Source organism: Burkholderia sp. BCC1047 (assembly GCF_902833155.1).
GTDB classification, from domain to species: domain Bacteria; phylum Pseudomonadota; class Gammaproteobacteria; order Burkholderiales; family Burkholderiaceae; genus Burkholderia; species Burkholderia sola.
Genome location: NZ_CADFEH010000003.1, coordinates 301,162 through 314,851, shown reverse-complemented (window position 1 = coordinate 314,851; position 13,690 = coordinate 301,162). Strand labels below are relative to the sequence as shown.

Genomic DNA, 13,690 nt, shown 5'->3' with positions numbered 1-13,690 from the left:
CATCAGACGAATTCGAAATCGCCGCTGTCGCAGCGTGTCCCGGGCCGCGCCCGGCCATCATTTCCCCGATACAACCGGGATTTCCCTAGGCTGACAGGTCGCCGCTCACGCGGTTAAATAAATCAACGTGATTTATTTAATGCGCCGCCGAGCGGTGCGACATGGAAGGAGACGCCATGAGAAGCCCGCACTTCGGCCAGGGAAGCAATTCGGCCAACGTGCGCCGTTACAACGAGCGCCTGCTGCTGAAGACGCTGCGCCGTGCGGGCAGCGCCTCGAAGGCCGATCTCGCCCGTCTCGCGAGCATGACGGGGACGGCGGTCGGCAGCATCATCGCGTCCCTCGCCGACGCGAAGCTGATCGAATTCGCGGGCCGCACCGAAGGCCAGCGCGGCCAGCCGGCGTCGCTGATCCGCCTCGATCCGCGCGGCGCGTTCGGCATCGGCGTCCATCTCGACCGGATGCGCATCGAGACGGCGCTCGTGAACTTCGCAGGCGACGTGCTCGGCCGCCGCTCGCACGACACGCTGCTTCCCGCGCCTGCCGACGTGCTTGAGATCGTGCGTCACGACATCGACGCGATGCAGGCGCTGCTCCCCGACCATGAACGTGCGCGCCTGACCGGCGTCGGCGTTGCACAGCCGTACAACCTCGGCGCGTGGATGCGCGAGCTCGGCCTCGCGCCCGACACGTTCCGCGCGTGGGAAGACGTCGATTTCGCGGCCGACCTCGGCCGGACACTGTCGCTGCCGGTATTCGGCGAAAACGACGGCAACGCGGCCGCGATCGCCGAACTGTTCTACGGGTACGGCCGGCAGTGCGACGACTTCGTCTACCTGTTCATCGGGCCGGCGATCGGTGGCGGCATCGCGATCGACGGCGACTGCCTGCGCGGCGTGACCGGCAATGCCGGCGACATCGCGGTGATTCCGGTGCCGCCGAGCCGGCTGGCGTCCGCGCCGCCGCCGCGCGGCCAGTGGGACATCCTGCTCGCGCGCGCCTCGCTGCATGCGCTCGTGCGTCACCTGCGCCATCACGGCGAGACGGTCGAGAACCGCGCCGATCTCGAAGCATGCATCGCCCGCGGCCTGCCGGCCGTCGACGAATGGATCGACGACTGCGTCGACGCGCTCGCGCCGGCGTTGCGCGCGGTGCTGTGCGTGATCGACGCGCCGGTGGTCGTGATCGACGCCGACACCGACGCGGGCCTGCTCGACGCGGTCACGACCCGCCTGCGCGCGGCGCTCGTGGCCACCGCGCCCGAGGCGCGCGGCACGCCCGTGCTCGTGCGCGGCACGTTCGGCGCCGACGCCGGCGCGATCGGCGCCGCCACGCTGCCGATGTTTTTCAACTTCTCCCCGCGGGCCGGCATCCTCAAGGGCGCCCGCACCGATTTGCAGGAGGTCCACCATGTCGCGTTCTGAGTCGCCCCGCCCGCTGCTCGAGATGCGCGGAATCAGCAAGACGTTCCCGGCCGTGCGCGCGCTCGACAACGTCAGCCTCACCGTCTATCCGGGCGAGATCCACTCGCTGATGGGCGAGAACGGCGCGGGCAAATCGACGCTGATGAAGATCCTGTCGGGCGCGTACCGCGCCGACGCCGGCGGCGAGATCCTGATCGACGGCCAACGCATCGACATCGACGGCCCGCTCGCCGCGCGCGATGCCGGCGTCGCGGTGATCTACCAGGAGCTGTGCCTGTCGCCGAACCTGACCGTCGCGGAAAACATCTACGTCGGCCGCGAACTGCGCCGCGGCAACCGCCGCTGGGGCACGATCGACCGCGCCGCGATGGCGCGCGGCTGCCAGGACGTGCTTGCGCGCCTGGGCGCCCCGTTCGGGCCCGACACGCTCGTCGACACGCTGTCGATCGCCGAACAGCAGCTCGTCGAAATCGCGCGCGCCGTGCACACCCGCGCCCGCATCCTCGTGATGGACGAGCCGACCACGCCGCTGTCGTCGCGCGAAACCGAACACCTGTTCCGCCTGATCCGCCAGTTGCGCGAGGAAGGCCTCGCGATCATTTACATCAGCCACCGGATGGCGGAGATCTACGAGCTGTCCGATCGCGTGTCGGTGCTGCGCGACGGCACGTACGTCGGCACGCTCGAACGCGAGGCGCTGTCGGCCGAGCGGCTCGTCGCGATGATGGTCGGCCGCGACATCTCCGGCTTCTACAAGAAGGAACACGCGCCGTACGACCCCGGTCACCTGCTGCTGTCGGTCCGCGACATCGCCGACGGCGCGCGCGTGCGCGGCTGCAGCCTCGACCTGCACGCCGGCGAAGTGCTCGGCATCGCAGGGCTCGTCGGCGCGGGCCGCACCGAGCTCGCACGGCTGATCTTCGGGGCCGAGCCGCGCGTGCGCGGCGACGTGAAGCTGGGCGAGCGCACGTTCGGCGCGCACTCGCCACGCGACGCGATCGACGCGGGCCTCGTCTACCTGACGGAAGACCGCAAGCGCCAGGGCCTGTTCCTCGACATGAGCGTGCGCGACAACATCAATATCTCGGTGTGCAACCGCGATGCGCGGCTCGGCGCGCTCGACCTCGCCCGCGGCGCCGAACGCGCGCGCGACGCGATTGCATCGCTGTCGATCCGCGTCCCGCACGCGAACGTCAACGTCGGCGCGCTGTCGGGCGGCAACCAGCAGAAAGTGCTGCTGTCGCGCCTGCTCGAGACGAAGCCGCGCGTGCTGATCCTCGACGAACCGACGCGCGGCGTCGACATCGGCGCGAAATCCGAGATCTACCGGATCATCAACGAACTGGCCCGTGCCGGCGTGGGCGTGATCGTGATCTCGAGCGAGCTGCCGGAAATCATTGGCGTCGCCGACCGCGTGCTCGTGATGCGCGAAGGCGAGATCGCGGGCGAACTCGGCGGGCACACGCATACGCCGATCACGCAGGAAGCGATCATCGCGCTCGCCACCGGCTCGCAGGCCGAACTGGCCGACGCGCACTGACACGGCCCCTTCATTTCCCTCTTCATTCAAGGTACCGAAATGATCAACCCGACCAAGCAGCGGAACCTCGCTTCCGCGACCGCCCATCCGGTTCCCCACCGCACGCCCCTGATGCGCGGCGCCGATCATCGCGCCCGCATGCAATCGCTGATCCGCACGGCCGGCATGCTGCCGGTGCTGCTGGTCCTGTGCGTCGGCTTCGGCTTCCTGACCGACGGTTTCTTCACGCTGCAGAACCTGTCGATCGTCACGCAGCAGGCGTCGATCAACATCGTGCTCGCCGCCGGCATGACCTTCGTGATCCTGACGGGCGGCATCGACCTGTCGGTCGGCTCGGTGCTCGCCGCCGCGGCCGTCGCGGCGCTGATCGCGTCGACCATTCCCGGCTGGGGCTGGCTCGGCGTGCCGTTCGCGCTCGTCGTCGGCCTCGTGTTCGGCGCGATCAACGGCGGGCTGATCTCGTTCCTGCGCCTGCCGCCGTTCATCGTCACGCTCGGCGCGATGACGGCCGTGCGTGGCGTCGCGCGGCTGATCGGCAACGACACGACCGTGTTCAACCCGCAACTGCCGTTCGCATTCATCGGCAACGGCTCGATCCTCGGCGTGCCGTGGCTCGTCGTGATCGCGTGCGCGGTAATCGCGATCTCGTGGTTCATCCTGCGCCGCACGGTCCTCGGGATGCGGATCTATTCGGTCGGCGGCAATCCGGAAGCCGCGCGCCTGTCGGGCATCAACGTGCGGGCGATCCAGATGTTCGTGTATGCGGCGTCGGGCCTGCTCGCCGGCCTCGGCGCGGTGATGTCGGCCGCGCGCCTGTATGCGGCCAACGGCCTGCAGCTCGGCCAGTCGTACGAGCTCGACGCGATCGCCGCGGTGATCCTCGGCGGCACGAGCTTCGTCGGCGGCGTCGGTTCGATCGTCGGCACGCTGATCGGCGCGCTGATCATCGCGGTGCTGACCAACGGCCTCGTGCTGCTCGGCGTGTCCGACATCTGGCAGTACATCATCAAGGGGCTGGTGATCATCGGCGCGGTCGCGCTCGACCGCTATCGCCAGCGCGACTCGGCCCGTACCTGATACCCGTCTCTTACCATTCAACCATCAAGGTGCAGGCAGGTCCTCCTGCGCCCGTTCGCCAACAGACCTCTCGGAGACACAACGACATGTTCAAGCACACCGCCGCCCTGACCGCCGTCGCCTGCGCACTCGCCTTCAGCGCCGTCGCCCATGCAGCCGACAAGCCGCTGAAATCGATCGGCGTCACGGTCGGCTCGCTCGGCAACCCGTACTTCGTCACGATCGTGAAAGGCGCCGAAGCGCGCGCGAAGCAGCTCAACCCGAATGCGAAGGTCACGGCCGTCTCGGCCGACTACGACCTGAACAAGCAGTTCACGCAGATCGACAACTTCATCTCCGCGCACGTCGACATGATCCTGCTCAACGCGACCGATCCGAAGGCGATCGAGCCGGCGGTGAAGAAGGCGCAGGCGGCCGGCATCACGGTCGTCGCGGTGGACGTCGCGGCGGCCGGCGCGAACGCGACCGTGCAGACCAACAACGTGAAGGCCGGCGAACTCGCGTGCGACTACCTCGCGAAGAAGCTGAACGGCAAGGGCAACGTGATCATCGAGAATGGCCCGCAGGTGTCGGCCGTGATCGATCGCGTGAACGGCTGCAAGGCCGTGCTCGCGAAAAACGCCGGCATCAAGCTGCTGTCGAGCGACCAGGACGGCAAGGGCTCGCGCGAAGGCGGGATGAATGCGATGCAGGGCTACCTGACACGCTTTCCGAAGCTCGACGGCGTGTTCGCGATCAACGACCCGCAGGCGATCGGCACCGATCTCGCGGCGAAACAGCTGAACCGTCCGAACATCGTGATCACGTCGGTCGACGGCGCGCCCGACATCGAGGTCGCACTCAAGTCGAATACGCTCGTGCAGGCGTCGTCGAGCCAGGATCCGTGGGCGATGGCGCAGCAGGCCGTCAACGTCGGCTACGGGATCATGAACGGCCAGAAGCCGGCCAACCCGATGATCCTGATCGAGCCGACGCTCGTCACGCGCGACAACGTGAAGACCTACAAGGGCTGGAGCGCCCCGCGCTGATCGCGGCGAGCGCGCCGCCCGCCCGCGAAGCCGGGCGGTGGCGGGCCGCGTCGCCGCACGCGACGGCCCGCACTGCCCGACCATTCAGATTCAGATCAACCGCCGTACGGCCGCGCGCGACGCCGCGGCACAAGGTTTCAACATGACGACGACGTTTCCCCGCCTGATCGTGTTCGGCGAAGCGCTGACCGATTTCATCCGCGACGACGCAAACCACTGGCACAGCATCGCCGGCGGCTCGTGCTGGAACGTCGCGCGCGTCGGCGCGCGACTCGGCGTACCGACGGCCTTCGCCGGCACGGTCAGCCGCGACACCTTCGGCGACGAGCTGATGCGCAAGAGCGCCGACGCGGGGCTCGACATGCGCTTCATCCGGCAGGTCGACCGCGCGCCGCTGCTCGCGATGGTCGTATCGAAGCAGCCGCCCGACTATTTCTTCATCGGAGAAAACAGCGCCGATCTCGCGTTCGATCCGGCCGACTTGCCGGCCGGCGCGTTCGACGCGGCCGACATCGTGCACGTCGGCTCGCTCGGTGTCGTGCGCGAGCCGCTCGCGTCGCGCCTGATCGCGCTCGCGCAGGCCGCGCGCGCGGCCGGCAAGCGGATCTCGTTCGATCCGAACTTCCGCGCGCCGATGGCCGCGCCGTCGTATCGCGACACGCTGCGCCGGCTGACCGCGCTCGCCGACTGGATCAAGGTATCCGACGAGGATTTGCGTGGGCTGTTTCCGGAACTCGACGAAGCAGCCGCGCTCGCGCAACTGCGCGCGTGGGCGCCCGACGCGACGATGCTCGTCACGCGCGGCGCGGCCGGCATGCAACTGCTGCATCGCGATACCGTGCTGTTCCAGCCTGCGTTCCCGACTGAAGTCGCCGATACGGTCGGCTGCGGCGATGCGAGCATCGGCGGCTGGCTCGCGAGCCAGCTTGCGCGGCCCGATGCGTCGGCCGCCGAGCATCTGCGCCACGCGGCCGCGTGCGCGGCCGTCGCGTGTGAACATGCGGGCGCCTATGCGCCGACGGCCGCGGAAGTGGCCGACATGATCGAGCGCACCGCCGCCGGCGCCGCGCTTTCGCCATAGACGGCGCCGACGCGCCGCGCCGTCACGCGGCGCTCGTGCCTTCGCTGCCGCCGCTGCCGTTCGGCGGCCTGCCCGCCTGCAGCAGTTGCAGGCTTTCATCGACGCTCAGCTCCGACATCACGTCGGCGTGCAGCGTACCGTCCGCCGCGCGGCGCAGCGCATGCAGCGCGTGCACCTTGAGTCGCACGAGCGCGAGCCGCAGCCCGCGCGCCGCGCATTCGGCCGCGAACGTGCGCAACGATTCGATCGTCGTGCCGTCGACATCCGGCGTTTCCTCGAGACTCACCATCACGGTATGCGTGTCCGGCGCGGCCTTCATCAGCGCCCGCACGCGATTGAGCATCCGGTCCGCGTTCGCGAAGAACAGCTGCGCCTCGGGCCGCACGATCAGCACGCCCGACACGGGCTTCGCATCGGCATGGCTCGCGACGTCGACGAAATCGTGGCTGTCGCGCAGCCGGCCGAGCACGCTGACGTTCGGCTCGGACAGCTTGCGCAGCGTCAGCAGCAGGCTCACGCCGATGGCCGCGAGCAGCCCGTGCAGCACGCCGAGCACGAGCACCGCGAGCAGCGCCGCGATCACGACGAGCCGGTCGCGATGCCAGGCCCAGTACGGCCGGAACACGGATGGGTGCAGCGAATGGCTGACGGCGAAGATCACGATCGCCGCGAGCACCGGCTCGGGCGTGCGCGCGAGCTGCGGCAGCAGCAGCCACACGATCAGCGCGACCACGCCGGCCGCCCACAGGCCAGCCACGCGCGACTGCGCACCGGCCGCCTCGTTCGCCGACGTCGCCGAATAGCCGGCGCCGACCGGCATCCCGTGCAGCAGGCCCGACACGAGGTTCGCGCAGCCGAGCGCGACGAGGTCGCGGTTCGGCGACACGGTATCGCCGTGCTTCAGCGCGAAATTGCGGATCGATCCGTACGATTCCGCGTACAGGATCAGCATCAGCGCGAATGCGAGCTCGACCGTCTGCATCCACGCATTGCGATCGAGATGCGGCAAGCCGAATTCGAGGTGCCGGAAGTCGATATGGCCGACGATCGCGATGCCGTACCGTTGCCAGTCGACCGCATAACTCGCCGCGATCGACAGCACGATCACGACGAGCGTCGCGGGCACGCGCGAGCGGCGCCCGAGCACGAACAGCAGCGCGAGCGCGGTCGCGCCGAGCACGACGCTCGCGAGGTTCGCGTGCGGCGCGCCGGCGAGCAGGTCGAGCGCGACGTGCGGCGCGGCGCTGCACGGCAATCGCGAGAATCTTCGGCAGCTGCTTGATGACGATCGTCAGCGCGAGACCGAACGTGAAACCGCGCAGCACGGGCCGCGCGACGAAATCCGACATGCCGCCGAGCCGCGCGACGCCGGCCAGGATGAACAGCACGCCCGTCATCGCGACGAGCGCCGCCGCCAGCGCGAGCTGCGCGGCCAGCGCCATCCCCGATTCGGCGAGCACGGTCGCGGCGAGCACCGCGGCCGACGACGACGTCGACGACACGATCGCGAAGCGGCTGCTGCCCGTCAGCGCATAGACGACGAGCCCCGACAGCAGCGCGATCAGGCCGGCCTGCGGCGGCAGGTTGGCGAGCCCCGCATACGCGACCGCCTCGGGAATCAGCAGGCCGGCAATCGACAGGCCGGCCAGCGCATCGAGGCCGACGCGCCGCGTGCGCGGCGCGGGCGGCGCGTCGAGCGTCGCGAAATGGTCCGGATGTTGCGGGCCGGCGTCGGGACGGATCGGGGCGATCGTCATGAGGCGGTGCGCGCCGTGCGCCGGTCAGGGTTTGACGGCAATCACGCCCGACCAGCCGGGCAGATAGCGCGCATCCTGCTCGTGCGCGCGATGCAGCGCGACGTCGAGCGCCTTCGCGAAGTTCTTGCGGATCTGGTCGAGCGTCACGTGCTGGCGCAGATAGTCGGCCCACAGGAATTCGCTGAACGGCGTCGCGTCCTTCGCATAGCCGCCCGCCGTGCGCAGCTCGCCGGCGAGGCTGCGGTACGGATCGTCCTCGAGGCCCGTCAGCGCCTTCGGCAAATGCGCATAGTCGCGCCGCGAGCCGTCCGGGCCGAACGGATGCACCCACTGGTTGTGTTCCATCATCCGCCAGAAGATCGTGTCGTCGAGCCACGACAGATCCTTCAGCAGCATCGCGTTCACCCGCGCCTCGCCCTCCTCGATCAGCGCGAGGCCGAGATGATGATGATCGGTGATGTAGTGCAGCCCGCCTGGGCCGAGCACGGCCGGGAACCAGTGCGATTCGATCGCGGCCTTGCGGGCGCGCCGGTTCAGCGCCTTCCAGTGCTTGCGCTTCGCCTTCACTTCGCGATAGCCGACCGTCATCTGGGTCGGACGCAGCGCGTCGAGCCTGACGGGAATGAGATGAACGTCGTTGCCGAGTGCCATGGTCGTACCCCATGTAGCGAAATTCCGGCAACGATACTCCTGATCGCGCGCGCCGTTAATCCGTCATCGTCGTGATCCGCGTTCGGTCGACGATCCGCGACGCCCGCTGCCTGCACGACGCCGCGCTACGCGCGCAAATCGTTCCGTTCGAGACGATGCCGAATGTAGGGAATGCCGTCGTGCACGATGCTCACGCGCCGCATTCCGAGCTTGCGCGCCACGTTCAGCGAGCCGCTGTTGGCCTCCGCGATATCGGCGATCACGCGCGGCAGGCGCACGGTGTCGAACGCGTGCCGCACGACGGCCGCCGCGGCTTCGCTCGCGATGCCGCGCCCCCACGTCGCACGCACGAGCCGCCAGCCGATCTCGACGTCGCGCGCCCCGTCCTTGTAGTCGGGGATCAGCAGGATCCAGCCGATGAACACCTCGGGCGCGGCCTTCTCGAAGATCGACCAGTAGCCGAGACCGGGCGGATAGTCGCGCGTGATCCGGTGCGTGACGAAGCGGCGATGCTCGACGGGGTCGTGCCACGGGCCCGCGATGTGGCGCGTGACCTCGGGATCGCGATCCATCTCGATGCACGCATCGAGATCGGCCAGCACGCGCGGACGCAGCCACAGCCGCGCGGTTTCGAGCACGGGCAATGCAGTGGCGGAACGGTCGTTCATCGGGACTCCTGATTCGGTGGCGATGCGCAGCGCGCGCATTACAGAACTTATACAAAAAGCCTTCCGGAATGATACAGAGTCCGGTCGCGCGCCTCGCGCGGCTCCGTTTCCATTTCCGAAACAGTGCATTTCGTAGGGATTATTCCCGATTCGCGGCTATCGCGCCCCACCTCGCGCGGCGCGCGAGCCTACACTCGATCAGTGCCCCGCGCCGCGCGCGAGCCGGGCCGGCATCCGCATGCACAATCGCGAGCGCGCAAGCCAACGAGGAGACCCGCACATGAGCTGGACCCGCGAGCAACGCAACGTCACGATCGCCGCCTATCTGGGCTGGACGCTCGATGCGTTCGACTTTTTCCTGATGGTTTTCGTGCTGAAGGACATCGCCGCGGAATTCGCGTCGACGATCCCCGCCGTCGCGTTCGCGCTCACGCTGACGCTCGCGATGCGACCGCTCGGCGCGCTGATCTTCGGCCGGCTCGCCGACCGCTTCGGTCGCCGCCCGACGCTGATGGTCAACATCGCATGCTATTCGCTACTCGAGCTCGCGTCGGGTTTCGCGCCGAGCCTGACCGCGCTGCTCGTGCTGCGCGCGCTGTTCGGCATCGCGATGGGCGGTGAATGGGGCGTCGGCTCCGCGCTGACGATGGAAACCGTGCCGACCCACGCGCGCGGCCTCGTGTCCGGGCTGCTGCAGGCCGGCTACCCGAGCGGCTATCTGCTCGCGTCGGTCGTGTTCGGCCTGTTCTACCAATACATCGGCTGGCGCGGGATGTTCATGGTCGGCGTGCTGCCCGCGCTGCTCGTGCTGTACGTCCGCGCCCACGTGCCCGAATCGCCGGCCTGGAAACAGATGGAGAAGCGCGCGCGCCCGAGCCTCGGCGCCACGCTGAAACAGAACTGGAAGCTCACGATCTACGCGATCGTGCTGATGACCGCGTTCAACTTCTTCTCGCACGGCACGCAGGATCTCTATCCGACCTTCCTGCGCGAACAGCATCACTTCGATCCGCATACCGTGTCGTGGATCACGATCGTGCTGAACGTCGGCGCGATCGTCGGCGGGCTGTCGTTCGGCGCGATCTCGGAGCGGATCGGCCGGCGCCGTGCGATCTTCATCGCCGCGCTGATCGCGCTGCCCGTGCTGCCGCTGTGGGCGTTCTCCAGCGGCGCGATCGCGCTCGCCGCCGGCGCGTTCCTGATGCAGATCTCGGTACAGGGCGCATGGGGCGTGATACCGGTTCACCTGAACGAGATCTCGCCCGACGAGATCCGCGCGACCTTCCCCGGCGTCGTCTACCAGCTCGGCAACCTGCTCGCGTCGGGCAACGCGACGATGCAGGCGTCGCTCGCCGTGTCGAACCACGACAATTACGGCTTCGCGCTCGCGCTCGTGGCCGGCATCGTCGCCGTCGCGATCGCCGTACTGATCCTGTTCAGCCGCGAGCGGCGCGGCATCGACATGACGCAATCGGTCAATACGCGTACCACTACCGGGTGACCCCGCACGTTGCGGCACCGCGTCATCGCGCGCGCCGCGCCCCGCCGGGCGCGGGCGCCGTGCTTTCCGCACCCGCACATCGAACTAGAGGAATTGATCCAGATTCCGCGCTTGCCCGGTCCGCCCGCGATTTTTTATCTTAATAAAAACGACTGTTTGAATCAGATAATCAAATCACCTGTTCGCGGCCGGGAAACTGGCATGGGAGGCGGAACATGGCAGTAAGTCAGGAGGGGCGGCCATCCGCGGGACGGCCGTCGGGGGCACGGTCATCCGGCACGCGGCAGACCGGCGGGACGAAGGCGCGCATTCTCGATGCGGCCGAGGATCTGTTCATCGAACATGGCTTCGAAGCGATGTCGATGCGGCAGATCACGTCGCGCGCGACGGTCAATCTCGCCGCGGTCAACTACCACTTCGGCAGCAAGGAAGCGCTGATCCACGCGATGCTGTCGCGCCGGCTCGACCAGCTGAACCAGGAACGCCTCGGCATCCTCGACCGCTTCGATGCGCAGCTCGGCACGCACATCACCTGCGAGCACGTGCTCGGCGCGATGTTCATTCCGGCGCTGAAGGCATCGCGCAACCCCGAACGCGGCGGGCCCGGGTTCCTGCGGCTGATCGGCCGCGCGTACACCGATCCTTCGCCGTTCGTGCGCAACTTCCTGACCGCGCATTACGCGAGCGTCGCGGGCCGCTTCTTCGACGCGTTCCAGCGCGCGCTGCCGCACCTGCCGCGCACCGAGCTCGGCTGGCGGCTGCACTTCGCGATCGGCGCGCTGTCCGGCGCGCTCGCGGGCGCCGAAACGGAAAGCCTGATCGACGAATTCTCGCAAGGCCGCACGATGAACGACGTGCAGATGATCGCGCGGCTGTCGTCGCTGATCGTCGCCGCGCTGAAGGCGCCGATGCCCGACAGCGCGCAACTGTCGATCTTCGCGGCCGTACTCGACGACGCGGGCGCAAGCGAAGCGTTCGGGCTGCCGCAGTCGGGCACGACAGCCGTCGAGGCGGCCACGCTGCATTCCACGAACTGAGCGCGCGAGGCCACGCGCGGCTTCCTGTTCACGATTTGATTGATACGCGCGGTCGGGCGCGGCGTCGAGACGCCCGCGTCGATGAGCCGCGAAGCACGGGGCATGGGCACGCGCTGACGCGCGGGCCCTCGCCGAGAGCCAAGACCGGAGACACGTCATGTCATCTTCCGCAGCACCCACCTCGGCCCAACTTCCGCCGAACACCGACGCCGTCTGGTACGCGTCGTACCCGCCCGGCGTTCCGCACGAGATCGACGTCACGCAATACGCGTCGCTCGTGCAGTTCTTCGACGAATGCACGACCCGCTTCGCCGAGCGCGTCGCCTACGTGAGCGCCGGCGCGTCGATGACCTACCGCACGCTCGCGCGGAAGGTCGACGCATTCGCGTCCTATCTGCAAAGCGTCGGCGTGAAGCCCGGCGACCGTGTCGCGATCATGCTGCCGAACACGTTCCAGTATCCGGTCGCGCTGTTCGGCACGCTGAAGGCCGGTGCGATCGTCGTCAACGTGAATCCGCTGTACACCGCGCGCGAACTCGCGCATCAGTTGAAGGACAGCGGCGCGCAGACGATCGTCGTGTTCGAGAACTTCGCGCGCACGCTGCAGGACGCGCTGCCGGAAACGCAGGTGAAGCACATCGTCGTCACCGCGCTCGGCGACCTGCTCGCCGACGGCCTCAACGCGAAAGGCCGCCTGATCAATTTCGTGCTGAAGCACGTGAAGAAACTCGTGCCGGACTACCACCTGCCGCAGGCTATCCGGCTGCGTTCCGCGCTCGCGCTCGGCGCGCGCGGCACGCCGCAACCGGTGCAGATCACGCGCGACGATCTCGCGTTCCTGCAGTACACGGGCGGCACGACCGGCGTCGCGAAAGGCGCGATGCTCACGCACGGCAACCTGATCGCGAACCTGCTGCAGGCGAAGGCCTGGATCGCCGACCAGGTGTCGGGCGACGTCGAGACCGTGCTCACGCCGCTGCCGCTCTATCACATCTATTCGCTGACGGTGAACGCGTTCATCTTCATGGGGCTCGGCGGGCGCAACATCCTGATCGCGAACCCGCGCGACATGAAGATGGTGATGAAGATCATCCGCCACGAGACGTTCACGGGGATCACCGGCATCAACACGCTGTACAACGCGTTCCTCGACAACGAGGAATTCCGCAAACGCGACTTCTCGAAGCTCAAGCTCGCGATGGCGGGCGGGATGGCGATGCAGCGCGCGGTCGCCGAGCGCTTCCAGCAGGTGACGGGCCGGCCGGTGGTCGAAGGCTACGGCCTCACCGAGTGTTCGCCGATCGTCACGATGAATCCCGTGGACCTGAACGACATGGCCGCGTTCAGCGGTTCGATCGGGCTGCCCGCGCCGTCGACCGTCGTGCGTTTTCGCCGCGAGGACGGCACCTGGGCCGCGATCGGCGAGCCGGGCGAGCTGTGCGTGCACGGCCCGCAGGTGATGCGCGGCTACTGGCAGCGCCCCGACGAGACGGCGAAGGTGATCGACGCCGACGGCTGGCTCGCCACCGGCGACATCGGCGTGATGGACGAGCGCGGCTTCATCCGCCTGATCGACCGCAAGAAGGACATGATTCTCGTGTCGGGCTTCAACGTGTATCCGAACGAGATCGAGGAAGTGCTCGTGATGCATCCCGGCATCAGCGAAGCCGCGGCGATCGGCATTCCGGACGAGGTCCAGGGCGAACGGATCAAGGTGTTCGTCGTGCGGCGCGACCCGTCGCTGACGGCCGAGGACGTGCTCGCGCACTGCCGCAAGAACCTGACCGGCTACAAGATGCCGAAATTCGTCGAGTTTCGCGACGCGCTGCCGCAGACGAACGTCGGCAAGATCCTGCGCCGCGCGCTGCGCGACGAGGAACTCGCCAAACTCAAGGCCGCGAAGCAAGGCTGAACGATCCATCGCTC

General features: G+C 68.2%; 10 protein-coding genes and 1 pseudogene. 8 read left to right on the top strand and 3 right to left on the bottom strand.

Translation table 11 applies throughout. The annotated features are described in order from the left end of the window. Positions 1 to 176 precede the first annotated feature (176 nt). The 5 genes from HWX55_RS05365 (at position 177) to HWX55_RS05345 (ending at position 6,150) form a co-directional block, all read left to right on the top strand. A complete protein-coding gene (locus tag HWX55_RS05365) occupies positions 177 to 1,424 on the top strand; it encodes an ROK family protein (protein WP_175974514.1) in 1,248 nt (415 codons plus the stop codon). Beyond that, a complete protein-coding gene (locus HWX55_RS05360; protein WP_124556384.1) occupies positions 1,411 to 2,964 on the top strand; it encodes a sugar ABC transporter ATP-binding protein in 1,554 nt (517 codons plus the stop codon). The genes HWX55_RS05365 and HWX55_RS05360 overlap by 14 nt, the downstream gene beginning before the upstream one ends. 39 nt (positions 2,965 to 3,003) lie before the next feature. Further along, positions 3,004 to 4,041, top strand: a complete 1,038-nt coding sequence (locus tag HWX55_RS05355) for a ribose ABC transporter permease (protein WP_175974512.1) — start codon at positions 3,004 to 3,006, stop codon at positions 4,039 to 4,041. Between the two features lie 86 nt (positions 4,042 to 4,127). Continuing rightward, positions 4,128 to 5,069 (top strand): ABC transporter substrate-binding protein, encoded by a 942-nt coding sequence (locus HWX55_RS05350; protein WP_175974510.1) that lies wholly within the window; start codon positions 4,128 to 4,130, stop codon positions 5,067 to 5,069. A 142-nt stretch (positions 5,070 to 5,211) separates the two neighbouring features. Further along, on the top strand, positions 5,212 to 6,150 hold the full coding sequence (locus HWX55_RS05345; RefSeq protein WP_175974508.1) for a carbohydrate kinase: 939 nt from the start codon (positions 5,212 to 5,214) through the stop codon (positions 6,148 to 6,150). 22 nt (positions 6,151 to 6,172) lie between these two features. Here the strand turns inward: HWX55_RS05345 and HWX55_RS05340 are convergent. The 3 genes and pseudogenes from HWX55_RS05340 to HWX55_RS05330 all read right to left on the bottom strand — a co-directional run bounded on the left by HWX55_RS05340 (position 6,173) and on the right by HWX55_RS05330 (position 9,226). Continuing rightward, positions 6,173 to 7,907: pseudogene (locus HWX55_RS05340) on the bottom strand (SulP family inorganic anion transporter). 24 nt (positions 7,908 to 7,931) lie between these two features. Then, a complete protein-coding gene (locus HWX55_RS05335) occupies positions 7,932 to 8,558 on the bottom strand; it encodes a ParB-like protein (RefSeq protein WP_050012516.1) in 627 nt (208 codons plus the stop codon). Between the two features lie 125 nt (positions 8,559 to 8,683). Further along, a complete protein-coding gene (locus HWX55_RS05330) occupies positions 8,684 to 9,226 on the bottom strand; it encodes a GNAT family N-acetyltransferase (RefSeq protein WP_175974506.1) in 543 nt (180 codons plus the stop codon). Positions 9,227 to 9,506: 280 nt separating this feature from the next. Here HWX55_RS05330 and HWX55_RS05325 point away from each other — a divergent pair, with 280 nt between their 5' ends. The 3 genes from HWX55_RS05325 (at position 9,507) to HWX55_RS05315 (ending at position 13,676) form a co-directional block, all read left to right on the top strand. Further along, entirely contained in the window at positions 9,507 to 10,727 is a 1,221-nt protein-coding gene (locus HWX55_RS05325; RefSeq protein WP_175974504.1) for an MFS transporter, read from the top strand. Positions 10,728 to 10,942: 215 nt separating this feature from the next. Then, positions 10,943 to 11,764: a TetR/AcrR family transcriptional regulator gene (locus HWX55_RS05320; RefSeq protein WP_175974502.1), complete on the top strand. Its 822-nt coding sequence runs from the start codon at positions 10,943 to 10,945 to the stop codon at positions 11,762 to 11,764. A 157-nt stretch (positions 11,765 to 11,921) separates the two neighbouring features. Beyond that, positions 11,922 to 13,676 (top strand): AMP-binding protein, encoded by a 1,755-nt coding sequence (locus tag HWX55_RS05315; protein ID WP_175974500.1) that lies wholly within the window; start codon positions 11,922 to 11,924, stop codon positions 13,674 to 13,676. Positions 13,677 to 13,690: the final 14 nt, after the last annotated feature.